Origin of the sequence: uncultured Arthrobacter sp. (genome assembly GCF_947495145.1) — a bacterium.
Taxonomy (GTDB): Bacteria; Actinomycetota; Actinomycetes; order Actinomycetales; family Micrococcaceae; genus Arthrobacter_D.
On record NZ_CANLXP010000027.1, the window covers coordinates 17,104 to 41,963 of the forward strand.

Below are 24,860 nucleotides of genomic sequence, written 5' to 3' on the forward strand. Positions count from 1 at the left end.
CGGACAGATGGTCGGGTTCCTCCCCACTCTGTATTGGACCTGAGAGATTCCGTGAACATGCCGTTCACATTGCACCGTCGGTGAGCACAACCAGTGGGTTGTGCCGCTTTCCAGAGTTGCCTCTCCGCTGCGGTGCTGGGCCTGAGAGATTCCTGGGGAGGATTTGCTCCTACGGCGCCTGCCGGCTGTGTGTCAACGGCAGAACTCTCCCGCTGCGGGTCAAGGGCGTTAAAAAATGTAGCTATTCAGTTGTGTGATCGTGACCAAGCTTACTCTTCGCCTTCCCGTGCGGGAAATGGTTGAGGTGTCAGCCTGCGAGCGTTTCCGGCTGATTCAGGCTGTTGAGCTGGCGCACTGCCTGAACGGCCGCAGCCCGGCCAGCCCTCGTGGCGCCGAGCGTTGATGCCGAAGCGCCATAGCCAACGAGGAGCACCCGCTCATCCTTCAGCACCCTCACGCCGTCCATACGGATGCCGCCGCCGGGTTCGCGGAGCTTCAACGGTTTCAGGTGGTCCAGGGCAGCGCGGAAGCCGGTCGCCCAGAGAATGGCGTCAACCAAAACGGTTGTACCGTCGTCGAGCTCTATGCCTGTTTCGGTGATTCTCTTCAGCGGGCCCTTCGACCGGAGGATGCCGGCGTCGATCCCGGCCTGGTACTGGTCGGTGAGGGGAAGTCCCGTTACGGAGACCACGCTCGACGGCGGAAGTCCGGCTTTGGTGCGCTCATGAACCTTGCGTTCGACGTCACGGCCCCACTCGGAGTCGAACGTCCGGTCCGTGAAGAGCGGCGGACGGCGCGTTACCCACGTGGTCGTGGCGCCGACGTCGGCCAGCTGGAGAAGGAACTGGACTGCTGAAGTTCCGGCGCCGACCACGACGACGGACTTGTCGCGGAACTCCTCTGCGCTGACGAAGTCATGCGTGTGCAGCTGGCGGCCGCGGAACAGGCTTCGTCCGGGGTAGTGGGGCCAGTACGGGCGGTCCCAGGTGCCTGTGGCATTGATCAGAAGCCGTGTTCGCAGCGTTCCTGAGTCCGTGTGGACGGTAAGGGCGCCTTCGTTCCCCTCAACCTTCTCCACCCTGACCGGTCGACGCACCTTGAGCCCGAATTCTTGTTCATAGGACCGGTAGTAGCGAGTGACAACTGACGACGCCGGCTCGCTCGGGTCGGGTGTGCCCAGTTCCATGGCGGGAAGGTCGTGAATGTTGTGAGCTGTTCCAAAGGTCAGGGAGTCCCAGCGGTGCCGCCAGGCGCCGCCCGGTCCCTCGTTGGCGTCGAGGACAGCGAAGTCACGATCCGGCCGGAGACCTTGTCGCTGCAGGTGGTAGGCAGCGGAAAGCCCCGCCTGACCGGCGCCGATGACCACGACTTGCAGCACGCTGAACCTCCTCGATCCCATTCCCTGGAATGGAACGCGATGTGAGGTTCGAATGTTCCTTCAACGGCGCTGGACCGCGCAGCAGCTAAGCCGCCGGTGACAGATCGGGCATCGGCAGCCCGAACACATCCTTCAGTGCCAGTTTTGCCGCGTGATAACCACCCATGCCGTGAACACCCGGACCGGGCGGCGTCGAAGCCGAGCACAAATACAGGCCCTTCGCCGGCATCCGCCAAGGGTTCGGGCCAAACGACGGACGCGCCAGCAGCTGCGGGATGGTCACGGCACCACCGCTGAAGTCTCCTCCGACGTAGTTCGCGTTGTGCTGCTCCAGTTCGGCCGCCGTCGTTGCGTGTGAACGCACGACGATGTCGCGGAAGCCGGGAGCGAAGCGCTCGATTTGCCGCACGATGGCGTCGGTCATGTCCTGTGTGGACCCGTTGGGCACGTGACAGTACGTCCACAGAACGTGACGCCCGTGGAGTGCGCGGGATGAATCGAACAGCGAAGGCTGGGAGACCAGCACGTACGGCTTTTCAGGATGGCGTCCAGCTGCCACGTCGGCTTCGGATGCAGCGACCTCAGCCCTGGTACCGCCTGCATGGACTGTGCCGGCCGTTCGTACTTCGTCGTTTGCCCACGGCACAGGACCGGAGAGAATGAAGTCCACCTTGCACGCGCCGTCGCCGAAACGGAACCGGTCCAGGGTGGAGAGGTAGCTCTGCGGGAGCCGATCACCAGCCAGGCCGCCAACCGCCCCGGGAGAAACGTCGAGCAGGACCGCCCGCGCGTCGTCGAACTCGCCGACCGATTCAATTCGGCGGGCAGTGTGGATGGCCCCTCCGTGCGCCCTGATGTCGTCGGCCATCGCAGTTACCAAAGCCTGCGATCCACCGACCGGAATGGGCCAACCCACCGCGTGGGCCAACGCACCGAGCGTAAGACCGGCACCGGCGGCTGCAAGGGCGGGCAAGGGCGCGACCGCGTGTGCAGCAACACCGGTGAACAGCGCCGACGCCTCTTCAGTGGAGAAACGCAGGTTCCACAGGGGTGATCCCTGCTCCAGGGTGCGCACGCCGAGCAGCGCAGCCGCCACCGGGTGCCGCGGGATGCGCAGGAACTGGTTCAGTCCTGTATCCACCACGCCATCGATGCGCTGCACGAGCGGACGCATCAGCCGCCGCCACGCTTGACCGTCCTTGCCCAGCCCCAAAGCAGTGCGTCCAAGATCGCGGTAAGCGAGGCCGGCACGCCCATCATCGAGTGGGTTCGCATAGGACAGCTCAGGAACCACGAAGGGAATCCGCTCCGAGAGGCCAAACTCGCGGAAAAAAGGCGAAGCGAGCGCCATCGGGTGAACGGCCGAACAGATGTCATGGAAATGCTGCGGTTCTAGGAGTTCCATGGTGCGCGATCCACCGCCGAGAGTCCGCTCGGCCTCGAAGACTTCTACGCTCAGCCCGGCCCGTGCCATCACGACGCCGGCCGCCAGACCATTCGGTCCGGCACCAACAATCGCGACGTCTGCCATGGCTAGTTCCTTACCTCGGATCGGCCGGTCCGCAGCTTCGATAACGACGACGCCGCTCCCATCAGGAGCGCCCGCCCCTTTGCCGGTGCCTCCCTGCGAAACGAGAGCAACCCGGCGACAGCCCGGTATTTCGCCGCGTTCAAAGGGATGTCGTACGTGGTCGGAATATCTACTACGTTTTTCGAGAAGTTCCGCTTGAACGTCGTCACGTTGACCAACTGCGGGTAGTTCTCGCTCACAATGCCCGTGAGCCCACACGCGGCATTACCGGCCGCCTTCAGTTGCTTGAATGCCTCCCACAGCAACAGGTACGGCGCAAAGGTCTTTCGCGCATCGTGTGTGCTGCCCGCGAAGTAATAGACCGAATAGCCGCGGTACTCGGTGGTGATCAACCAGCTCACAGCCCGGCCGTCCACGTAAGCAACCAGAAGCCGAAGATAGTCCCCCAGCCCGGAAAGGAGCTTCTCGTAGTATTCAGGGCTGAAGCTGGAGAACCCGTCGCGCTCCGCCGTCTCCTGGAGTATCGGAAAAAGGTCTCTCCGGAAGATATCAACCCACTCGGCCCGCTCAATCGTGCGCACTTCGACGCCCGATCGCTCCGCCCGCCGAATACTGTTCCGCGCGTTGGGGCGGAAGGACTTGAAGATTTCGTCCTCGCTCGGCCTCAGATCAACGACGATTTCGCGTTCATACCAGCCGTGCTCGATCGGACCATCCGCAGGAGCCTGCGGACTCTTTACCTGCATGCGGACATAGAGCGGGTTGGTACCCGGGTCTTCAGCGAACTGCTGCTGGACCGTACGCATAAGGCGAAGCTCGGCAACAGGTGAACGGTCTGCAAACCAGACCGGACCGTTGATCGCAACCAGCGATTCACGAAACCTGCGCCGCACCCGAAGGAGGCTCATCATCACGACGGGTGCACCGCCGTCGTCGTAGTACGCCCATAGCCCATAGGGCTCCCGCCCGAGACTCCGCTCGAAGTCTGCCCACTGCGGAGTCTGTTCGAGGGGAATGACGACGTCGGGATGAGCCGAAGCCAGCGCCTCAAAGGCCTCGGGCGTAAGGCGTTCGGCGCGGAAGGCAGGTGCAGTCACTGGGGGTCTCTCGGTGCGGTGAGGTTCGGGCCCGGACGGGACCCGCTCAAGCCTACCGGAGCGGACGCCTTCCGATCGGGAGCCAGGTTGAAGGGGCCGCCGGCAGGATCATCAATGTCCAACCGGCGAACCGGATCATATTCCGGCTCAAGCATGTTCTGCGCCACCCGGTAGAGCAGGTACCCGGTAACGAGAAGACGCACCAGAATGGCGGTGGTGAAGTAAGCGGGATCGATGTTGTTCTCGACCGGGCCTGAGGACACCTGGCGGGCGACGAACATCCAGTACGCCCACCAGTGAAGTACCTCGACGAGTTGCCAGATGAATAGTATTCTCCAATCGACATATGTGAGCGCCAGAAAGGGCAGCAGCCACAGGGTGAGTTCGGGCGAGTAGTCCGGCAGGACCAGGACGAGGGCTCCGATTAAAAGGAGAATCACTTGTGGCAGCCGAGGCCGCCGGGAAGCCCGCAACACCAACAGCGTTATGAGCGCTGCCAGTACGGCGAATGCGACAAAAGCCAGGATGCCTGTTATCTCAGGCGAAAGTGTTCGAAGGCCGAGTCGTTCCGCAAGCAGGTTGTAGCCCGACCAGAGCGAGGAAGAAATTCCGATGCGCGCTGGATCGTACTCCCATGGGAGCGCCAGTGCCCTGGCCGGACCAAAGGGGACGACGGTAAGCAGCCAGATCGCAGCCATGGATCCGCCGGTTACCAGCGGTGCGCGGAAACGCCCGGTACGCACCGCCAGCAACACGATTGCGGCGAACACGAGGAGCACGTGAATGCTGAAACCTGCACCGAATCCCAGCAGGACACCGGAAAGTACATAGCGACGTTGAGCGAACAGCCACACGGCCAAGACGCTGAGCAGAACGGAGAGCAGCGTCCAACCGGAGGTGGCAGTGAGGATCGCGATCGGAGCCAGGGCAACGATGGCTGCGTCCCAGGGACGTCGGCTCGCCAACCGAATCGTGACGAAAACCGTTCCGATCCACACAGCTGCGATCAACACCGCGTTCAGATCGAAGTACTGCACTACGGATTGGGTTTGCACTATCCCGGCCGCGGAGGTCGGGACCAGCAGCACAAGCAGTCCCGCCAAGACGCCAACAAGCAACGGGCCATCGAAGGTGGACCCTTCGGCGAACGGAAGCAGGCCGCTTCCAAGCCCCTGGAACTGGAACGCTTCCGTCCAGTCGGAGTAGCAGGCCCGATAGAACTGTTCCGGCCGCACCCAACCGTCAGCCCGGCAGGGAGCCTTGACCAGCACCGCGAGAACAGCGGCCGCCGTCGTCATGAGAATGAGAACCCGCTGCACGGTGAAAACCGCCGGACGCACCCGCCCAGGTGCCGCATGCCGGCCCAACGGACCCCCGACCACTTCCGTCAGTTTCCTCAGCAGCACGTCCTTGCGCGACGGTACGGAGATGCTGACCGGGTGGCGCGCACCTGCCTCATCCTCCATAGGTCGAAAGCCTAGCGAAAGCCTCCAACCACGGCGCCTGGATCCAGCAAAAAAAACTTCCGGGACTTACCCTCCGCAGAAGGGGTCAAGGGGAATGAGTGGGCACCAACGGGTGTTCCCAATAACAAGTAGACTGTGTTAGCTGTGGATTTCGCCGAGGGCAAGGGCAATAGATGTCTCAGTCCGAGCGGTTACAAGATGCGCGTAAATGAGGAGAACAGTGGGAACTAACCCCATTCGGGTAGCAATTGTCGGTGTCGGAAACTGTGCGGCGTCCCTGGTACAGGGTGTGCAGTACTACAAGGATGCGGACGCTGCGGCCAGCATCCCCGGCCTGATGCATGTGGAGTTCGGCAAGTACCACGTCAACGACGTGCAGTTCGTTACTGCTTTCGACGTTGACGGCAAGAAGGTCGGCCTGGACTTGGCAGATGCTATCGGGGCCAGCGAGAACAACACCATCAAGATTGCTGACGTGCCCGCCACCGGGGTGAAGGTGCAGCGTGGACCCACACTCGATGGTCTGGGCAAGTACTACCGGGAAACCATTGTTGAATCAGATGCTGAGCCGGTTGACGTCGTCGCCGAGCTCAAGGCCTCGCAGGTCGACGTTCTGGTCTGCTACCTGCCCGTCGGTTCCGAAGCAGCAGCCAAGTTCTACGCGCAGTGCGCCATTGACGCGGGCGTCGCTTTCGTCAACGCCCTTCCGGTCTTCATCGCAGGCACCAAGGAGTGGGCAGACAAGTTCACCGAAGCCGGCGTCCCGATCGTCGGAGACGACATCAAGAGCCAGATCGGCGCAACCATCACGCACCGTGTCATGGCCAAGCTGTTCGAAGACCGCGGCGTCACCCTGGACCGCACGTACCAGCTGAACGTCGGCGGCAATATGGACTTCAAGAACATGCTCGAGCGGGATCGCCTTGAGTCCAAGAAGATTTCCAAGACCCAGGCCGTCACCTCCAACGTCGAGGCCGAACTTCACGCCGACGACGTCCACATCGGTCCGTCCGACTACGTCGCCTGGCTGGATGACCGCAAATGGGCGTTTGTCCGCCTTGAAGGCCGCAACTTCGGTGATGCTCCCGTATCGCTTGAGTACAAGCTCGAAGTGTGGGATTCCCCGAACTCGGCCGGTGTAATCATCGACGCTATCCGAGCGGCAAAAATTGCCGCAGACCGCGGCATCGGCGGCCCGATCCTCTCGGCATCCAGCTACTTCATGAAGTCGCCGCCGGAGCAGTACAACGACGACATCGCCCGGGAAAAGGTCGAGGCGTTCATTCGCGGCGAGGTCGAACGCTAGAACGATGCGCTTTCCACAACGCCCCCGGCTCAAAGGCCGGGGGCGTTTCTGGTGTCCAGGTTCCCGCGGTTGACCGGCCGTATCCCGCCGATCCTTCCCGGCGTGGCAGTCTGTCTCGCCGGTGCGGTGCTGTCCTGGCTCCTGAGCCGACTGCTTCCGGGGGCCAGCCCGCTGCTGATCGCCATTCTGTTGGGTGCAGTCTGGGGTAACCTGCTGCCGGTCCCCGCCCTCCTGCACAAAGGCGTCGGGGTGTCCGCCAAGAATCTGCTCCGCGCCGGCATCGTACTGCTTGGCCTTCAGCTTTCCCTCTCGGCGGTCCTTGAACTGGGACCCGGCGCGCTGCTGATCGTCCTGCTTTCCGTTGGCGTCACCTTCGCCGCCACACTATGGTTCGGGAAGCTCCTTGGCATCAGCTTCGCGCAACGCCTTCTCATCGCTTCCGGATTCTCCATCTGCGGTGCTGCGGCGGTCGCGGCAACGGAAACCGCTGCAGGTGCTAAGAAGACGGAAGTCGCCACCGCTATCGGTCTGGTGGTGCTTTTCGGAACCCTGATGATTCCTGCCGTCCCTTTTCTGGGTGACCTGCTGGGACTTTCCGACACAACTCTCGGGATCTGGATCGGCGCTTCCACCCATGAGGTGGCGCAGGTTGTCGCTGCGGGCGATGCTGTGGGAAGTTCAGCACTTGCCGTGGCAGTCACTGTGAAGCTTGCCCGGGTCCTCACGCTGGCTCCGATTACAGCGGGAATCGCCCTGCACGTCCGCCGGAAAGGGTTGGGCACCGGTGGCACCTTCCCGCCAATAGTGCCGTTGTTCATCGTGGGGTTCGTGGCGGCGATGCTCTTGCGCACCGCCGAGGTCCTGCCGCCGAGTGTCCTCGAAATTGCGCAGATCCTGCAGACCCTCCTGTTATCAGCTGCAATGTTCGCCCTGGGGCTTGGGGTCGAGCTGAGAAGTTTGCTCCGGGTAGGCAGGCGCCCTGTCCTGCTGGGCCTCCTCGCCACCCTGGTTATTCTCGTCGTATCCCTGATCGGGACGGTGGTTCTTCCCCTCGCATGATCGGCAGCTACATCGGTATCGCGATTGCCTTCATTTCAGGACTATCCGAGCCGACCTACTCGCCGGTAGGGGCTGACCGCCTGGGAGAAGCTGCGGTATGTTGATCGAAGGACGGCCTCGGTTACCGTTCCTGCAGTTCACTTCATTACCGTCTGACCGCACGGCGAGCTACCACAAGGGAAACCCGTCATGCTCATAAATACAACCCGGCCATCGGCAGCGCCATGTCGTGGTTGATGACCATCACACATCACAGAGCCGTTGACAGGGTACGCAGCCAACAGGCCAGCGCCGACCGGGAATTCAGGTGGGGTACCGCCAATCAGTTCCCCGGGCACGACGTCGTCGCAGAAACCGTTGCTGACCGCATGGAAGCGCAGGCACTGATCCGGTGCCTCCGCGAGCTTTCACCTCTTCAACGGGAAGCGATCTCCCTCGCCTACCTCGACTGCCTCACCTACCGGGAAGTAGCCGCTCATCTTTCCAAGCCGGCAGCAACCGTAAAGTCGAGAATCAGGGACGGACTGAAGCAGCTCCGGACTCGTATGGACGAGGCCTGAGAAGTGGCCCCGAGCAGACTGACGGTGGAGGATCCGTTTCCAGACTGGGTAACAGGCTGAACTGAGCGTTACGCCTCCACGTCTCCGCGTGCGGCCGCGAACGCTGCCACGCAGTCTTCGATGTCTTCGGTGCTGTGGGCGGCGGAGAGCTGGACACGGATTCGCGCGGCGCCCTTGGGCACCACCGGGTAACTGAAGGCAATCACGTAAACGCCGTGTTCCAGCATGCTGTCCGCCACCCTTGCCGCCAGGGCGGCATCACCGAACATGACCGGGATGATGGCGTGCTCACCCGCCAGCAGGTCGAAGCCTTCCTCGGTCATCCGACGCCGGAAAAGGGCGGCGTTTTCGCCCAACCGGGCGCGAAGGTCGGCGCTGTTCTGGACCAGGTCCAGTGCCGTGAGGGTTGCAGCGACGATCGATGGGGCCAGTGAATTGGAAAACAGGTACGGACGCGCACGCTGCCTCAACAGCTCCACGATCTCCCGCCGACCCGCCACATAACCGCCTGAGGCGCCGCCCAAAGCCTTACCGAATGTGCCCGTGTAGATATCGACCCGATCGGAAACGCCGGCATGCTCCGGTGTTCCCGCCCCGGTCGCTCCCATGAAACCGACTGCGTGCGAATCGTCCACCATCACCATGGCGTCATACCGCTCGGCCAGGTCACAGATTTCCTTCAGCGGAGCCAGGTACCCATCCATGGAGAAAACGCCGTCAGTGACAACCAGACGGCGGCGGGCACCGGAGGCCTCCTGCAGCTTGGCCTCCAGATCAGCCATGTCGCGATTCGAATACCGGAACCGCTGCGCCTTGCTGAGCCGGATGCCGTCAATGATCGACGCGTGGTTCAGCGCGTCGGAGATGACCGCGTCCTCAGCGTTCAGCAGTGATTCGAACACTCCACCATTGGCGTCAAAGCATGAGGAGAACAGAATGGTGTCCTCAGCTCCGAGGAACTGCGACACGCGCTGCTCCAGCCGGAGGTGCAGGTCCTGCGTGCCGCAGATGAACCGGACTGACGCCATCCCGAAGCCACGGTCATCCAGCGCGCCCTTCGCCGCCTCGATAATCGCAGGGTGATCCGCCAGGCCAAGATAATTGTTCGCGCAGAAATTCAACACTCGCGCGCCCTCGGCATTTCCGAGCGCCGCGCGAATGGAATTCGACTGAGGTGACGAGATGGTCCGTTCGTGCTTGTACAACCCGGCGTCCCGGATTTCCTGCAGCTCTGACTGAAGCTGATCCCGCACTGAAACAAACATTCGCTACTCCTCTAGATGGCCGACCAGTCAAGGACTACTTTTCCGCTGCGTCCGTTACGTGCAATGGTGAAGCCTTCCCGCCAGTCCGACGCCGGAAGCACGTCGGTTACCACGCTCGCCACAGCATTGCGCAACCGGTGGTTGGACTGCAGCATCGCGGACATGGCATACCACGTCTCAAACATCTCCCGCCCATACACACCCTTCAGGGTGAGCATGTGCGTGACCACTTTCCCCCAGTCGATCGTGATATCCCGGGAAGGCAGGCCCAGCATCGCTATCCGGCCGCCATGATTCATGTTCTCGATCATCTCAGGCAGCGCCGTCGGGTGCCCGGACATCTCCAACCCAATATCGAAGCCTTCCACCATGCACAGTTCACGCTGCGCCTCGGTGATCCGCATCCGGCTCACATCCACGGCGAGGTCAACCCCGATCGACCGGGCGAGGTCCAACCGCGGTTCGGACACGTCCGTAATGGCGATGTTCCGCGCACCCGCGTGCCGGGCAACAGCGATAGCCATCAGACCAATCGGACCCGCGCCGGTGATCAGCACGTCCTCACCCACCAAAGGGAAGCTCAACGCCGTATGAACAGCGTTACCGAACGGATCGAACACCGCGCCAAGCTCAGGAGTCACAGCATCATGGTGCACCCACACGTTGGTCTCCGGGATCACCACGAACTCAGCGAACGCGCCGTCCCGCTGCACGCCGACGCTGACCGTCCGGATACACATCTGACGGCGGCCGGCCCGGCAGTTTCGGCAAATACCGCACACGATATGCCCCTCACCGGAAACCCGGTCACCCACCCGGACATCATGAACCCCGTCGCCGAGTTCAACCACCTCACCGTAGAACTCGTGCCCCGGAATCAACGGCGCCTCAATCATCCCCGCAGCCCAGGCATCCCACGACTCAATATGCAGATCCGTCCCGCAAATACCCGTCGTCAAAACCCGGATCTTCACCTCACCAACACCCGGCACAGGCTCCGGCCGATCCACAAACTCGAACCCAGCCCGAGCACCGGACTTGAACAACGCCTTCACTCAAAAATCCCTTCGTCTGTATCGCCCAACGGTGCTCAGAACAAGCCAATCGCGCCGCCGTCGTCGTCCACGTCCATGCGAAGCGCGCCCGGCTCCTTCGGCAGGCCCGGCATGGTCATGACCGCACCCGTAAGGGCGACGATGAATCCGGCGCCCGTCTTGGGTATCAGGTCGCGAACGTGGAGGGTGAAGCCCTCAGGGGCACCGAGCCGCGTGGGGTCGTCGGAGAACGAGTACTGGGTCTTAGCCATGCACACGGGCATCGCATCCCACCCGTTCGCCTGGATCTCCGTGAGGCGACGAAGCGCGGCCGTGGAGAAGTCGACGTCGCAGGCTCCGTAGATTTCCTGCGCAATCGTTCGGATTTTCTCCTCGACGGAAAGCTCCAACGGATAGAGGTGGCGGAAGGAACGGGGGGCCTCAAGTGCGGAGAGGACCTTCGCGGCGAGCTCATCCCCGCCCGGCCCGCCACCGCCCTCGCCCCAGATGTCAGCGACGGCGGCACTGATGCCCTCCGCAGCACACCACTGCAGCAGCCACGCGAGTTCCTCATCGGAGTCGGTGGCAAACTTGTTGATAGCCACAACCGGCGTGATTCCAAACTTCAGCACGTTTTGGACGTGCCGCCGCAGATTCACGACACCGCGTCCCACAGCCGCGACATCCGGCTCACGTAGATTCTCTTTCGCCACTCCGCCGTGCATCTTCAGTGCACGGATGGTCGCAACAAGTACGACGGCGTCCGGCGCCACGTCCGCTGCCCTCGCCTTGATATCCATGAACTTCTCGGCGCCCAGATCCGCGCCGAAGCCGGCTTCTGTCACCACGATGTCCGCGAGGTTATGCGCTGTCCGGGTAGCAATGACCGAATTGCAGCCGTGCGCGATATTGGCGAAAGGGCCACCATGGACCAGCGCGGGCGTGCCGGCGATCGTCTGCACGAGATTGGGTTTGACCGCATCCCGCAGCAGCAGGGTGAGCGCGCCCTCGACGCCGAGGTCTGCGACTGTGACAGGCTTCCGGTCATAGGTGTATCCGATGGTCATGCGCGCAAGCCGACGCCTGAGATCGGCAAGATCGGTGGCGAGGCAGAAGACCGCCATGACCTCCGAGGCCACCGTGATGTCGAATCCATCCTGGCGCGGAATCCCCTGGGTGGGCCCGCCGAGTCCGATCACCACATCCCGCAACGCCCTGTCGTTCACGTCAAGCACGCGCTTGAACGTAATCCTGCGCGGGTCGATGTTCAGGGGGTTGCCCTGGTAGATGGAATTGTCCACGAGTGCCATCAGCGTGTTGTTGGCGCTCGTAATCGCGTGGAAGTCTCCGGTGAAGTGGAGATTGATGTCCTCCATCGGCAGCACCTGCGAGTACCCGCCTCCGGTTGCTCCACCCTTCATTCCCATAACGGGTCCAAGGGAAGGTTCCCGTAGCGCAACCATCACCCGCTGGCCGGCACGTGACAGGGAATCCGCCAGGCCCACCGTACAGGTGGATTTGCCTTCGCCGGCCGGAGTGGGACTCATGGCGGTGACCAGTACTACTTGCCCCTGCGCCTTCCCAGGAACACGAGGAAGCTTCGACGTGTCGATTTTCGCCTTGTACCGCCCGTACAGTTCCAGCGCCTCGGAAGGAATTCCCGTAGCGACTGCAATCTCCTCGATGGGACGGATGCGGGCTGCTCGTGCAATGTCGAGGTCGGACACAGGGGCGTGGATAGACGTCATCGTCTTGAATCCCTCCGGGGTGCTGGCTGGACTGTGGGCGCTCGGGTACGAGCTCACGTCCAATCTACCAGCGCCCACAGGAGCGGGCCTGCCATCCTTCGGCGCTGTCAGGCCAGCCCGGCACGCTCGAGAATGTAACGGGTCATGGGCTCGTATAGGCCGGGGCAGAGATTGTCATCCAGTGGCACGGCTACCTCCAGCTGCCCCTGCGCTTCGGAGACAAACAGGCCGGGATCATTGCAGTCCGCGAAGCCCAGGGTCGGGATGCCGGCTGACGCGGCATGGCCTGCCCAGCCATGATCGGCCACCACGAGTTGTGGGAGCGGCGCGCCCTGCGACGCGAGCAGCGTCAGGCTGAGCCGCATCGGCTCCGGATAGTGGGTGTGGACGAGCCCGCCGTACTGGTGCCAGGCCAGAACCCCGAACAGTTGCCTGATGTCGCCGTCACCGAAAGGCTGCCCCTCCGGCACCTTCACCACAGTCGCCCCGCCCCGCTCCGCGGCAGCAGCGAGTGCAGCGTGAACGGGCAGCAACCCTGCCGGATGCCCCGTGGCGAAAAGGATGCGGTGTCCCGCACGCACGGCCTCGCCGAACCGGTCCGCGAACCGGTCAAGGGCGGCGACACACTTGACCGCGTCAATCGTGTCCTGACCCTCAAGGTGATCACGGTCAACACTGGTGCCGACGCGCTCATGCATCAGGTCGAAAACCTCATCCAGGCTCCACTGCCGGGTGAGCCGCACGCCGAACTCGAGGTGCTCGTTGCCGTCGAGGAACAGCTGCATGTGCCGCAGATTGTCCTGCCGTGGTGTGGCCACTTTCCCGGTAATACCCACTGAGTCGAGGTAGCTGGCAAGTTCCGCGGCGGCATTCACCCGTCCATCCTAGGCACAGCAGCCTGCAACGGGAGCATGCGGATTGCATGGAAAGCGTGAAGGATTACCCGCCGCCGTTCAGACCGGCGCGCCCTCATGCTGCTCGACGGCGGTGCGGTAGCTCTGCGCTGTAAACAGCGCCGTCCGCTGCCAACCGAAAGCCAGGGCGTGCACCGCCGCATTGGCGCCCAGCGTGCGCCGCATGCCGCCGTCGTCGTGCAGGGCTTCCAGCGCCGCAGACCAAAGCGCGGCGCCGTGACCATCCACGAGGATGCCGGTACGCCCGTCGCTTATTGCCTGCGGGAGGCCGCCCACGTTCGCCGCCAGCACCGGAGTTCCGCAGGCCTGCGCCTCCAGTGCCACAAGACCGAACGATTCGCTGTAGGACGGCATGGCAACGACGTCGGCCGAGCGGAACCAGTGCGCCAGCTGCGCGGGCAGAACGGGCGGGTAGAGGCGGACCACGTCCTGAAGCTTGAGGCGGTTGATCAGCGGCTGCAGTTCAAGCGCCTCGGCGCCGCTCCCGGAACCGATGATGCTCACCTGCAGCGGGATGTCGGGGCGCCGCGACAGCAGGTCGGCGGCGGCCTCAACGAGCAGGTGGGGGCCCTTCAGTTTTTGAATGCGCCCGGCGAAAACCACGTGGAACGCGTCCGCGGCGAACTGTAGTCCTTCCCGTGACGCAGGCCGGTCCAGCGCATTGAAGATATCCAGATCCACACCCGGCGCCACGATGTCGATTTTCTCGGCGCCTGCTCCGTACAGCGATTCCAGCTCGGCGGCTTCGGTGCTGGTGTTCGCAATCAGGCGGGCAGCGCCGTCGACGATGGTTTGCTCACCGATGATGCGCGACTCGGGTTCCATAGCCCCACCGGCATGGAGGCGGAGGTTCTTCACCCGTGCCATGGTGTGCATCGAGTGGACCAACGGCAGGTTGAGGGATTCAGCGACGGTAAGGCCAACAATTCCGGAAACCCAGTAGTGCGAGTGGATGACATCGAAATGCCCGTCCGCGAGAAGATCGGTTGCGTCGGCAATGGCGTCAGCCAGGTCATCCGAGAGCTCTGGAAGTGCTTCCTTCGGTACCCGGCGGGTGGGGCCGGCAATGAGGTGGCGCACCAGAACGCCCGGGCCGAGTTCCTCGATGTGGGGTTGTCCGTCGGCTGCCGCGCGCGTGAAGATTTCGACGTCGATACCCACCTTGGCAAGCTCCAGGGCCACTGAGCGGACATAGACGTTCATTCCGCCGGCATCTCCGCCGCCGGGTTGATCGAAAGGCGATGTGTGAAGCGACAGCATCGCCACGCGCTTCACGGGGGTCACTAGCCCTCCCTTCGCCATTCATGCCGGTGTGCCCTGCCTGCACTTGCCCTTTGCCGTTCTTGACCTTATAACGCCCGCGTCACCCGCTACATTCCGGGACCGGGCAGGGCAAAACGGACCAACGATGCGTTCGGTCCGTTAAAGGCGGAAGCCCGCGCTGGGAAGCGCGGGCTTCTCCTGGAGTGGCACCGATGACTTGCATCAGTTCCTCCTTCGCGGATCGACAGGAAGCGGCAGGACAGGCCGCATGGACGCACCGGTTACTTGATGAACAGGTGATGCTGCGGCAGTGCGTAGGACTGGGCGTTTTCCCAGGCATTCTCGACTGACGACTCCTGTATTCGCTTCCAGAAGGAAACACTTTCCCGGAGTTTCTTGATCATGAGGTACACCTCCTCTCTTTGCGTGAAGTTCGGCATCACCGCTGCAGAGTCGACAAGCTCGGCTGAAGATTCTTCAACCGGACTGTCGAGGCGGGTGAGGTTGCCGGACATGATGAATTCCCCCTGTGAATGCGGCTGTGCATCGACCTGGGCCGTGGTGCGCTCGCTGGAGATGGGGGCGGAAAGAACCTGGGAATCAGGCATGGGTGTCTCCTAGAAGGGTGGTTCGACTAATGGGAAATGCGCAGGGGCGGGCCCTGGAATTCGTGATAAGGACACGAAAAAAGGCGGATTCCGCCTGACACAAAAAGGGATGAAAGAGAGACTTCTCCCGGAACGAATTAAGAGAGAAGTGCCGTTTTCAGCAGGAAATTAGTGCGCAGCGACGGCGGAGGCTGGGCGGGTTCGCGCGGCCATCATGCCGCCGAAAAGATTAATCACCGAATCCCACCTCCACTTCTTACTAGCGCTTACCTGGACAGTGCTAAAACAAAGGAAGATTGAGATCTCCCAATGGCACTTCTCAAAGTTACCCCACACAGAGCGTCGCCGACTAGCTCTTTCCTGAAAATTCCCAAAGATTTTTTCCGGGCGGGAATAGGACGGCATTTCAGGCGCAATGTGTCGCTGCAGCGCTAGGCTGACCGGGGATCCGAGGAGAGGAAACGGGTGGTATCAGCACGTCTTCGCGAGGTCGATGCCCTGCGCAGCTTCGCACTCGGCGGCATCCTCATGGTCAACATCTGGTTCTTCGCTGATCCTTTCACCCTCGCGGGGGAAATAAACCCGGATCACCGCTCTGCGGCCGACCAAGCCGTCCGGTTTGCCGTTGCTGCTCTTTTCGAGGCGAAGTTCTACCTGCTTTTTTCCTTCCTGTTCGGCTACAGTTTCGTGCTCCAGTGGCGAGCCGCTGATGCTGCGCGGGCGTCCGCGATGCAACGCATGATCCGCCGCCTCGTTGCGTTGTTTGTCCTCGGACTACTGCACGGCATCCTGCTGTTCTTCGGTGACATTCTGCTGACGTACTCACTCATGGGCCTGATCCTGCTCGCCACCCACTCGATGCGTGCGTCCTCAGCGGCCATTGCTGGAAGTGCACTCATCGGACTTCTTGGATCCCTCATTCTGGTGGTCGGCCTTTTCATCGCCGCTGCCGCGACGGGCGTCCCCGCTTCCACCGTGCCAGTGGAGCCAGGGGCGCTTATTCGAAGCCCTGGATCCGCGTTCGCTGCCAACGCAGGGAACTTCTTCGAGACGGTCGCCAGTGTGGTGTTCCTTCAAGGTCCGCTCTCGCTGGGCATGTTCTACCTCGGCCTTGCGGCCGGCCGGGCCAGAATCCTGGAGCGGCGGCTCTCAAAGCGCGTCCTGACTACGACGGCGGCGGTCGGCCTTCCCCTCGGCCTCACCGCCGGAGCTTTCCAGGCCTATCTGACCACCTACGGCGACGGCGAACGCTTCAGCGTGCTGGCGTTCGGCATCTCTACCCTCACCGCGCCGTTACAGACAGCCGGATACGCGAGCCTTCTCCTGCTCTTTTTCCGCACGACGGCGGGAATACGCCTCTGTGCCTTCCTTGCGCCGGCAGGCCGCATGGCGCTCACCAACTACCTCATGCAATCGGTGATCATGGCTCTCATTTTCACCGCCTACGGGCTTCGGCTCTCCGGTCAGCTGCCGGCCGCCGCAGTGGCGGGCATCGCCGTCGTCGTCTTTGTTGCCCAGCTGATCTGCAGCCGGATTCTGCTTGCCCGCACAGGCGTGGGCCCGGCGGAGTGGCTGCTGCGCCGTATCACTTACGGCGGCCGGCGGCAGCCTGCTGCGCGGAACTAGATGTTCCAGCGAAGGATGGCGGGAGTCCGCTTGTCCCATCCCAGCGCACATACCGCAGCCGTACCCAGAATGAAGCGTCGCCCCTCCACCGGCTCGAACTCCAACCAGCGCGCCGTAAGTACGCGGAGGAAGTGGCCGTGCGCCACCAGGAGCGCATTCCGCACGGGGGTTGCCCCCGGGTCCTGGTCCGCGGGCGTGCCGCAACCGGCCTGAACGCGGGAGATGATCCGGTCGGCACGAGCCGCCACCTGGTCCAGCGTCTCCCCGTTGGGCACCCCGTCCTTCCAGATCAGGTAGCCAGGATTCTCCTGGCGGATCATGGCGCTGTTGCGGCCCTCGTTGTCGCCGTAATCCCACTCGTGGGCGTATGGGAGAACCTCGGCGTCAGGGAATCCGGCCAGCTCCGCCGTGCGTCGCGCACGCTGCAGCGGTGAGGTGAATACCAGGTCGAACTCGACGCCCGCGAGCCGGCTCGCTGCATCCCGTGCCTGCTGTTCGCCGGCCGGTGTCAGCGCGAGGTCGGTCAGCCCGGTGTAGTTGCCATCGCGTGACCATTCTGTTTCACCGTGGCGCAGCAACCAGAGGTACGGCAGCGGAGTGCCGGCAGCTGTCAGGTCCGCCGCAGCAGCACCGGACTGGCTCATGATGCATCTCCGGGGGCTTCGGGCTGGCTGGCCCACCAGAGACGAAGCTTCGACTCGGCTTCCTCAGGCGTGTGCGGACCATGTTCCATGCGTTCCTCCAATAGAAAGCGGTACGCCCTTCCTACTACCGGGCCCGGCCGAATGCCCAGCAGGGCCATAATCTGTTGCCCGTCCAGATCAGGACGGATCGACGCAAGCTCCTCCTGCTCGGCGAGCGCCGCGATGCGCGTCTCGAGGTCGTCATAGGCGAAGGCGAGCCGCTCAGCCTTGCGCCGGTTGCGTGTTGTTACATCCGACCGCGTCAGCCGGTGCAGCCGCTCAAGCTGCGGCCCGGCGTCGGTGACGTAGCGGCGCACCGCCGAATCGGACCAGCCGGCCTCACCGTACCCGTAAAAACGCATGTGCAGCTCCACCAGCCGTGCCACTGCCTTGATGGTGTCATTGTCGAACCGCAGCGACTTCATCCGCTTCGCCGTGAGCTTCGCGCCGACCACGTCATGGTGGCGGAAACTGACCGCTCCGGTTGATTCGAATCGCCGTGTTGCCGGCTTGCCGACGTCGTGCATCAGGGCAGCAAACCGCAGGACGAAATCAGGGGCCGGCACGGCGCCGTCGTCATCGGTTTCCAGCTCACATGCCTGCTCCAGCACGGTCAGCGAGTGCTGGTAAACATCCTTGTGCCGGTGATGTTCGTCCATTTCCAGGCGAAGCGCAGGCACCTCCGGGAGGATGTGGTCGGCCAGCCCGGTGGAAACCATCAGGTCAACCCCGCGCCGCGGGTGCGCACCGTTGATCAGTTTGGTCAGCTCGTCGCGGACGCGCTCGGCGGAGATAATCGTGATCCGCTCCGCCATGACGGTCATTGCCTCCCGGACTTCCGGCGCCACTTCCACTCCGAGCTGCGATGCAAACCTTGCGGCGCGCATCATGCGGAGCGGATCATCGGAGAACGACGACGACGGCGCCCCCGGAGTGCGCAGCAGGCTCGCATGGAGGTCCTTCACTCCGCCGTACGGGTCCACGAGTTCGAGTGAGGGCAGCCGCAGCGCCATGGCGTTGATCGTGAAGTCGCGGCGAAGGAGATCATCCTCCAGGTTTGTACCGAACGCGACCACGGGCTTGCGCGAGGACGGGTCATAGGCCTCGGCGCGGTAGGTGGTGACCTCGATAGTGAAGGAGGCCTTGCGCAGGCCGATGGTTCCGAACTCACGGCCGATTTCCCAAAAGGCGTCGGCCCAGCGCCGGATAACCGCGATCGTCTGGTCCGGGTCGGCGTCCGTCGTGAAATCCAGGTCCGGGGACGAACGCCCCAGGAACAGGTCCCGGACCGGCCCCCCCACCAGGGAAAGTTCATGACCGGCGTCAGCGAAGAGCCGACCGAGCTCAGTAACCACCGGCGGAAGCGGGGCGGTCAGCGCGGAGTTTTCCAACAGGTGCACCATAGTTCTTTAAGCGTGCCAGAGATCAGCCCAAACACCATTACGGGCTGCTTGGAACGGGCAAAACCTCGACGACGAAACCATCGGCGCGGCAACACGCCGAGCGATCTGCATCGTGGCGTGGACAGCGCGTGGGCGGTCATCATCGCCCGGTAAAGGTAGTTAGAGTGGGGTCATGGACCGTCCCGTTCCGAGCGCCCCGAAGCGCACCCCATTGACAGCGTCAATGGGTCGAACAGGCGCGCCCCTGATCCACCAGGCCCTTCCCACCGTCGAGGAAGTGTCAGCCGGCGGAATCGTCGTCGACCCCTCAACTGACCTGCTCAATGTGGCAATCATCGCGCGGTTGAACCGGGGTGGACGCCTCGAATGGTGCCTGCCCAAGGGCCATCCCGAAAACCAGGAGAACAACGAGCAGGCAGCCGTGCGGGAGATTGAAGAGGAAACCGGAATTCGCGGCAGGGTCCTCACAGCGCTCGGCAGCATTGACTACTGGTTCACCGTGAGCGGGCACCGGGTCCACAAGACGGTCCACCACTTCCTCCTGATCTCGACCGGCGGGCATCTGACCATCGAGAATGACCCCGACCACGAGGCCGTCGATGTCGCATGGGTGCCGCTCGCCGATCTCGGCCGTAAGCTCTCCTTCCCGAATGAGCGGCGCATCGCCGACCTCGCCCGCGAGATCCTGCCCCAATACCTCTGATCCGCAGCCCGTCGCCCGGCGGAGCAGTCGGTTACCGGCGTCGTCGGGTATTGGTGAGACGATAAGTCACGATGTCTGATACCAACACCGCCTCAATACCGGTCCAGGATGCGGGCGTGGTCCCCGGTCGCCGTCCAACTCCAGCCGGCAATGTACCGCCCACCGATTCAACAGCACGCTCAAGCGCAATCATGGCTGCGGGCACGCTGGTATCTCGCATACTCGGGCTTGTCCGGGTTGCCCTCCTGGCGACGGCGATCGGCACGGCGGGCGCCGTATCCGACCTCTTCCCGGCAGCGAACAACCTGCCCACCTACATTTTCCTGATGATCGCCGGCGGGGTGTTCAACGCGGTGCTGGTACCGCAGATCATCCGGGCGAGCCGGCAGGAAGACCGCGGCTCGGACTTCGTCAGCCGCCTCATGACGCTCTCCGTGGTTGTCCTGTTCATCCTCACCGTGCTGATCACGCTTGCAGCACCGTTCCTGGCGGACCTGCTGACCAACGTGTCCGGTGACGCGCTGGCGCTCACCACGATCTTCGCTTACTGGTGCCTGCCGCAGATCTTCTTCTACGGGCTTTACTCGATCATCGGCCAGGTCCTCAACGCCAACGGATCCTTCGGACCCTATATGTGGGCTCCCGTCGTCAACAACATCGTCTCGATCGGCTTCCTCATCGCCTTCATTGTGATGATGGGGGCCGAGCGCACCACCGGTCATACGCCTGATACCTGGACGTCCACCCACACCTTGCTTCTTGCCGGAGGAACCACCCTGGGCATCGTGGTCCAGGCGCTTGTACTGATTGTCCCGCTGCGCAGGCTGCGTCTTGGCCTTCGGCCGAAGTTCGGTTGGCGCGGGGTCGGGTTGGGGAAGACGGGGCGGTTGGCGTCCATCACGATCGTGACCATGCTGATCGGCAACGGCCTCTACATGGTGAATCAATGGGTGGCCACGATCGCCACAGAGGCACGGACCAACCTGCCCGACGACGCCTACATCGCGGGTCTGACCAACCTGGATATCGGTTCGCTGGTGTATGTTCTGCCGCACTCCGTAATCGCGCTGTCACTGGCCACCGTCATGTTCAACCGCCTCGCCGCCGCGCACTCCCAGGACGATCTTGGAACCACGAAGGAAACACTTTCGCTCGGTATGCGGACGATCGGCGTCGCGACCGTTTTCGGCGCAGCAGCCCTCCTCGCCCTGGCGGCGCCGCTGGGCATGGTCTTCTCCGGCGGGATCCGTGAAGGCGGCGCCCTCAATGCGCTGATCATTACCCTGCTCGCGGTCGGGGCGCCCTTCCTGAGCGCGAACTTCTTCCTCAACCGGGTCTTCTATGCCGCTGAAGACGCAATCACGCCGCTGAAGATTCAGCTCATCCTCTCTGTCACGGGCGTTGCGCTGGCCCTCACAGCGAGCCTGTTTGAGCCCGCCCTGATTGTGCCGATGCTTGCCTTGAGCTTCACCCTCGGAAACATTGTGGCCGTGGTCGTCAGCCACCTTTTTCTTGTGCGGAAGATCGGCAGATACGGTGCGGGGCATATCTACGACGTCCACGTCCGCCTCACTATCGCCGGTCTGGTGTCTGCTGCCTTCGGCGCGGCTCTGCTGTGGTTCTTCGGCGCCTACCAGGCGGACGGATTCGTCTGGCAGTCGGTGGCTAGCGCCGTCGTCGTACTTCTGATTGCCGGACCGCTGATGTTTGCGGTCTATGTAGGGATGCTGAAGGTCCTGCGCGTAACCGAGCTGAGCGACTTCCTCGCTCCACTGCTGACACGCTTTCGACGTCGGTAAGCCGCAGCCCTGCGCGTACACGCGGTCAGCCCGAAAGTGACCGGTAGCATTGGTACAAATTATCCACATCCGGGAGGAACACGTGCCAGAAGCAGTAGACGTCGGCTCAGTGCTGGGCGGCCGGTACAAGGTCACCGCTTACGTACTGGCCTCTGCTGAGAAGGACCTGGTGCTTGACGGTGTCGATCAGGTGCTGAATCGGCCTGTCAGCATTCTGGTGGCTTCGCCTTCCAACGCCGGCCAGGTTGCCACGAGCGCGCGCGAGGTTGCTACGGGTGAGCGGGCAGGCAACATTCAGGTCCTTGATCTCGGGATCACCGACGCGGGCACCTACCTGGTCACCAACCGCGCACCGGCTGCCGACCTCCTGGATCTCGTTATCCAGCAGGACGCCCCCTACATTGAACCGTTCTTCACGGACACGCTCGGTTCCGAGATCTTCGGTGTTGCCCGTTCCACGGAGCCTGAGACCTATGAGGACGACGACTGGGATCACCATGAGCAGGAACGGCGCCTCTCACGCCTCCCCAAAGCCAGGATGCCGCGCTTCGGGCGAGGTGCCGCTGCCGGTGCTGCCGGTGGGGCTGCCGCGGGCGCCGCGGCCGCGTCCGGGCAGGCTGACCCGGGCACCGCACCACAGGACATTTCCTCCTCGCGCCCAGCGGGCGGCAACGCCAGTGTTCCACCGCCGCCAAGCGCCCCTCCCCGTGCCACCTCCGCCGACGAGCGGAACGAGCGACCGAAGGTGTCGGTCTGGTCGGAGGACGATTACGACCAGGCGGACGACATCTCCTCCCAGCGGCCGGCGTCGCGTTTTCCTGCCGCCGCTGCGGCCGGAGGAGCTACGGCTGCCGGTACACAGCACGACGACGACGGTCCCTACGAGGACTACGACGACGATGAAGACCGCGAGAACAATCCTCGCTTCACACGGCTGCTTGTAGGCATTGTCCTTGCTCTGGTGATCGTCGGTGCCGTGATACTTGCTGTCACCCAGCTGCGGCCCATTTTCGATCCGCCGGTAGCAAACGAGAACCCGACAACCGAAAGCAGTGTTGAAGCCACGGAGAGTCAGGGTGCCTCGCCGTCGGATTCCGGATCTGCTACGCCAACACCGGAACTTGTACCTCCGGTCGCTGCGGGTGTCACGCGCCTGGTGCCCGACAATCCTGAGCTGAACTCCCAGACGGACGGGGACCTCGGTGCCATCATCGATGACAATCCCGCAAGCTTCTGGGGCAGTCTCGTGTACGCCAATGAGACTTTCGGTGGACTGGCTCAAAACCTCGCGCTGGTGGTTGAGCTGGAGGAGCCCTCAAGCATCTCCGAGATCCAAATCGAACAGTTGAATAGCTCGGGTGGCAGCTTCACCGTCTTGCTGAACGACGAGCCGACACTGGAGGGTGCCACCCAGGTCGCACAGTCGGGTTTCACCGGACCGTCCGTGACGTTCAACGTGCCGCAGACCGATGGTGCTCCTCCGACAGCGCAGTACGTGATCGTCAACTTCACCCAACTGCCGCGGCTTTCCAACGTCCAGGCGCAGTACCCCTGGGGCATGCGCATCGCCGAGATCAACGTCTCCTAGAATCCGGGCGCGGATCCTCCACCGCACGGAATAACAGCGGTAGGCCTGTCGTTGTTGCAAATGATCGCGACCGGACTCAGAAGTTCGATCGCCCTCACCGATAGAAAGGTTCCTCAACCCGTGAGCACTGACACTAAGGTCGCTGGTAGCGCGCCTGGCGATATCCGCGACGTCATCATCGTCGGATCCGGTCCGGCTGGATACACCGCCGCGGTGTACACCGCCCGGGCCAATCTTTCACCGCTGTTGATTGCGAGCTCAGTCACCGCTGGCGGAGAGTTGATGAACACCACTGACGTCGAGAACTATCCGGGTTTCCCCGACGGTGTCATGGGTCCTGACCTGATGGAGAACTTCGAGAAGCAAGCCGCGCGTTTCGGGACCGAGATTCTCTTTGAGGACGTCACTTCAGTCGATCTGGAAGGTGATGTAAAAACGGTCACCATCGGGACTGGAGAGACGTTCCGGGCCCGGTCAGTCATCATCTCCACGGGATCGGCCTACCGTGAGCTCGGTCTGGAAGATGAGAAGCGCCTGTCCGGCCACGGAGTCAGTTGGTGCGCTACCTGTGACGGCTTCTTCTTCAAGGATCAGGACATAGCTGTTATCGGTGGAGGAGATTCCGCCATGGAGGAAGCCCTCTTCCTGACCAAGTTCGCCCGCTCAGTGACCGTCGTGCATCGACGTGATTCGCTTCGTGCATCGCGGATTATGCAGGACCGCGCACTGGCACACGAGAAGATTCGATTCGAGTGGAATGCTGAGGTGACAGCCATTCACGGCACCGAAAAGGTCACCGGCCTGACTCTCGGGAGCACTGTCGATGATTCGACCAGGGAACTTGCAGTCACCGGCGTCTTTGTGGCCATTGGTAATGACCCGCGGATCGACCTGGTCAAGGATCAGCTCACGCTGACTGACGAAGGAACGATCGCTGTACTGGGGCGCACCTCCAAGACGTCCCTGCCGGGCGTCTTCGCCGCCGGTGACGTCATCGATCCGACCTACCGCCAGGCCATCACCGCCTCGGGCTCCGGCTGCGTCGCGGCCATCGACGTTGAGCACTACCTCGCGGATCTTGGCGACAGTGTAGACACTGCGGCAGAAGTACCGACACCCGTGTCTGAAGAAGTATCTGAGACGGCATCCGTCTAACCCTCGAGAAGGAGTGAAAGAACATGAGTAATACCAAGGAAGTAACTGACGCCTCATTCGAAGCGGACGTAATCAACGCTTCGAAACCAGTCATGGTTGATTTCTGGGCAGAGTGGTGCGGTCCTTGCCGCAAACTGTCGCCAATCCTTGATGACATCGCCTCCGAGCACTCGGAGAAGATCGACGTCGTGAAGCTTAATGTGGATGACAATCCCGCCACGGCTGCCAAGTACGGAATTACCTCAATACCCGCCGTCTACGTATTCAGCGGTGGTGAAGTTGCTGCAACTTCGATCGGCGCCAAGCCGAAGCAGGTACTGGAGCAGGAGTTCGGTCAGTTCCTTTAGTACCAAGGAGTGCACAAGGCCGGGTAGCCCAGTGGGCCACCTGGCCTTCTTCTTGCCCTGGATAAGAGGCGTACGTCGTTTCACGTGAAACGGCCCTCGAGCTAAAGCAACCAACCCGTGCAGTGGTGGCTTCACGCGATGAACCTCGGGAGGCTTCCTAACACAAGTCCTCAGCAAAACCCGTCATGCATCGTTCCAGACTTCTATAGGTTGACTTCAGGTTGTCTACAACGCTGGCGGCAGTCCGGCAGGTCAAGTCCCGTGGAGTGGTGTAGCCGGTCTGTGGGTTTTCGAGGTTGTTGAGGGTTAGAAGTTGTGGTTCTCGGA

21 protein-coding genes and 1 riboswitch are annotated in these 24,860 nt (G+C 62.6%); of the genes, 9 read left to right on the forward strand and 12 right to left on the reverse strand.

Annotated features, from left to right (window positions below; translation table 11 throughout):
* Window positions 1-120: 120 nt before the first annotated feature.
* Window positions 121-222, reverse strand: a riboswitch (glycine riboswitch).
* An 85-nt stretch (window positions 223-307) separates the two neighbouring features.
* The 4 genes from Q0877_RS15470 to Q0877_RS15485 all read right to left on the reverse strand — a co-directional run bounded on the left by Q0877_RS15470 (window position 308) and on the right by Q0877_RS15485 (window position 5,472).
* Window positions 308-1,378 carry an FAD-dependent oxidoreductase gene (locus Q0877_RS15470; RefSeq protein WP_299169444.1) on the reverse strand — a complete coding sequence of 357 codons (1,071 nt, stop codon included), beginning with the start codon at window positions 1,376-1,378 and terminating at the stop codon, window positions 308-310.
* A gap of 85 nt (window positions 1,379-1,463) precedes the next feature.
* Window positions 1,464-2,909 carry an NAD(P)/FAD-dependent oxidoreductase gene (locus Q0877_RS15475; RefSeq protein ID WP_299169445.1) on the reverse strand — a complete coding sequence of 482 codons (1,446 nt, stop codon included), beginning with the start codon at window positions 2,907-2,909 and terminating at the stop codon, window positions 1,464-1,466.
* A 2-nt stretch (window positions 2,910-2,911) separates the two neighbouring features.
* Entirely contained in the window at window positions 2,912-4,006 is a 1,095-nt protein-coding gene (locus Q0877_RS15480; RefSeq protein ID WP_299169447.1) for a peptidoglycan bridge formation glycyltransferase FemA/FemB family protein, read from the reverse strand.
* On the reverse strand, window positions 4,003-5,472 hold the full coding sequence (locus Q0877_RS15485) for a hypothetical protein (RefSeq protein WP_299169449.1): 1,470 nt from the start codon (window positions 5,470-5,472) through the stop codon (window positions 4,003-4,005). The genes Q0877_RS15480 and Q0877_RS15485 overlap by 4 nt, the downstream gene beginning before the upstream one ends.
* A gap of 220 nt (window positions 5,473-5,692) precedes the next feature.
* Between Q0877_RS15485 and Q0877_RS15490 the strand changes: the two genes are divergently transcribed.
* From Q0877_RS15490 to Q0877_RS15500, 3 genes are all read left to right on the forward strand, one after another.
* Window positions 5,693-6,778: an inositol-3-phosphate synthase gene (locus Q0877_RS15490; RefSeq protein ID WP_299169451.1), complete on the forward strand. Its 1,086-nt coding sequence runs from the start codon at window positions 5,693-5,695 to the stop codon at window positions 6,776-6,778.
* A gap of 69 nt (window positions 6,779-6,847) precedes the next feature.
* Complete coding sequence (locus Q0877_RS15495; protein WP_299169454.1) at window positions 6,848-7,837, forward strand: YeiH family protein; 990 nt, start codon at window positions 6,848-6,850, stop codon at window positions 7,835-7,837.
* Window positions 7,838-7,989: 152 nt separating this feature from the next.
* Window positions 7,990-8,397, forward strand: a complete 408-nt coding sequence (locus Q0877_RS15500) for a sigma-70 family RNA polymerase sigma factor (protein WP_299169482.1) — start codon at window positions 7,990-7,992, stop codon at window positions 8,395-8,397.
* Window positions 8,398-8,465: 68 nt separating this feature from the next.
* On the opposite strand, the gene Q0877_RS15505 is transcribed toward Q0877_RS15500, so the two are convergent.
* The 6 genes from Q0877_RS15505 to Q0877_RS15530 form a co-directional block, all read right to left on the reverse strand.
* Complete coding sequence (locus Q0877_RS15505) at window positions 8,466-9,662, reverse strand: glycine C-acetyltransferase (RefSeq protein WP_299169456.1); 1,197 nt, start codon at window positions 9,660-9,662, stop codon at window positions 8,466-8,468.
* An 11-nt stretch (window positions 9,663-9,673) separates the two neighbouring features.
* Window positions 9,674-10,717, reverse strand: a complete 1,044-nt coding sequence (tdh, locus tag Q0877_RS15510; protein WP_299169457.1) for an L-threonine 3-dehydrogenase — start codon at window positions 10,715-10,717, stop codon at window positions 9,674-9,676.
* A gap of 35 nt (window positions 10,718-10,752) precedes the next feature.
* Window positions 10,753-12,444, reverse strand: coding sequence for a formate--tetrahydrofolate ligase (locus tag Q0877_RS15515; protein ID WP_299169458.1), 1,692 nt, complete (start codon window positions 12,442-12,444; stop codon window positions 10,753-10,755).
* Between the two features lie 107 nt (window positions 12,445-12,551).
* Window positions 12,552-13,319, reverse strand: a complete 768-nt coding sequence (locus tag Q0877_RS15520) for a phosphatase (RefSeq protein ID WP_299169460.1) — start codon at window positions 13,317-13,319, stop codon at window positions 12,552-12,554.
* A gap of 78 nt (window positions 13,320-13,397) precedes the next feature.
* A complete protein-coding gene (mshA, locus tag Q0877_RS15525; RefSeq protein ID WP_299169462.1) occupies window positions 13,398-14,642 on the reverse strand; it encodes a D-inositol-3-phosphate glycosyltransferase in 1,245 nt (414 codons plus the stop codon).
* 260 nt (window positions 14,643-14,902) lie between these two features.
* Window positions 14,903-15,229, reverse strand: coding sequence for a hypothetical protein (locus tag Q0877_RS15530; protein ID WP_299169464.1), 327 nt, complete (start codon window positions 15,227-15,229; stop codon window positions 14,903-14,905).
* Between the two features lie 465 nt (window positions 15,230-15,694).
* On the opposite strand from Q0877_RS15530, the gene Q0877_RS15535 reads away from it, so the two are divergent.
* Entirely contained in the window at window positions 15,695-16,855 is a 1,161-nt protein-coding gene (locus Q0877_RS15535) for a DUF418 domain-containing protein (protein WP_299169466.1), read from the forward strand.
* Here the strand turns inward: Q0877_RS15535 and Q0877_RS15540 are convergent.
* Both Q0877_RS15540 and Q0877_RS15545 read right to left on the reverse strand, forming a co-directional pair.
* Window positions 16,852-17,499, reverse strand: a complete 648-nt coding sequence (locus Q0877_RS15540) for a histidine phosphatase family protein (RefSeq protein WP_299169467.1) — start codon at window positions 17,497-17,499, stop codon at window positions 16,852-16,854. The two genes, Q0877_RS15535 and Q0877_RS15540, sit on opposite strands and share 4 nt — an antisense overlap.
* Window positions 17,496-18,941, reverse strand: a complete 1,446-nt coding sequence (locus Q0877_RS15545; RefSeq protein ID WP_299169468.1) for a CCA tRNA nucleotidyltransferase — start codon at window positions 18,939-18,941, stop codon at window positions 17,496-17,498. Before Q0877_RS15545 ends, Q0877_RS15540 begins: the two co-directional genes overlap by 4 nt.
* A gap of 223 nt (window positions 18,942-19,164) precedes the next feature.
* Between Q0877_RS15545 and Q0877_RS15550 the strand changes: the two genes are divergently transcribed.
* The 5 genes from Q0877_RS15550 (at window position 19,165) to trxA (ending at window position 24,533) form a co-directional block, all read left to right on the forward strand.
* Window positions 19,165-19,644 carry an NUDIX hydrolase gene (locus Q0877_RS15550; protein ID WP_299169485.1) on the forward strand — a complete coding sequence of 160 codons (480 nt, stop codon included), beginning with the start codon at window positions 19,165-19,167 and terminating at the stop codon, window positions 19,642-19,644.
* Window positions 19,645-19,715: 71 nt separating this feature from the next.
* On the forward strand, window positions 19,716-21,443 hold the full coding sequence (murJ, locus tag Q0877_RS15555) for a murein biosynthesis integral membrane protein MurJ (protein ID WP_299169471.1): 1,728 nt from the start codon (window positions 19,716-19,718) through the stop codon (window positions 21,441-21,443).
* An 82-nt stretch (window positions 21,444-21,525) separates the two neighbouring features.
* Complete coding sequence (locus tag Q0877_RS15560; RefSeq protein ID WP_299169474.1) at window positions 21,526-23,031, forward strand: ABC transporter substrate-binding protein; 1,506 nt, start codon at window positions 21,526-21,528, stop codon at window positions 23,029-23,031.
* Between the two features lie 162 nt (window positions 23,032-23,193).
* Entirely contained in the window at window positions 23,194-24,186 is a 993-nt protein-coding gene (gene trxB, locus Q0877_RS15565; protein ID WP_299169487.1) for a thioredoxin-disulfide reductase, read from the forward strand.
* A 23-nt stretch (window positions 24,187-24,209) separates the two neighbouring features.
* A complete protein-coding gene (trxA, locus tag Q0877_RS15570) occupies window positions 24,210-24,533 on the forward strand; it encodes a thioredoxin (RefSeq protein WP_299169477.1) in 324 nt (107 codons plus the stop codon).
* Window positions 24,534-24,860: the final 327 nt, after the last annotated feature.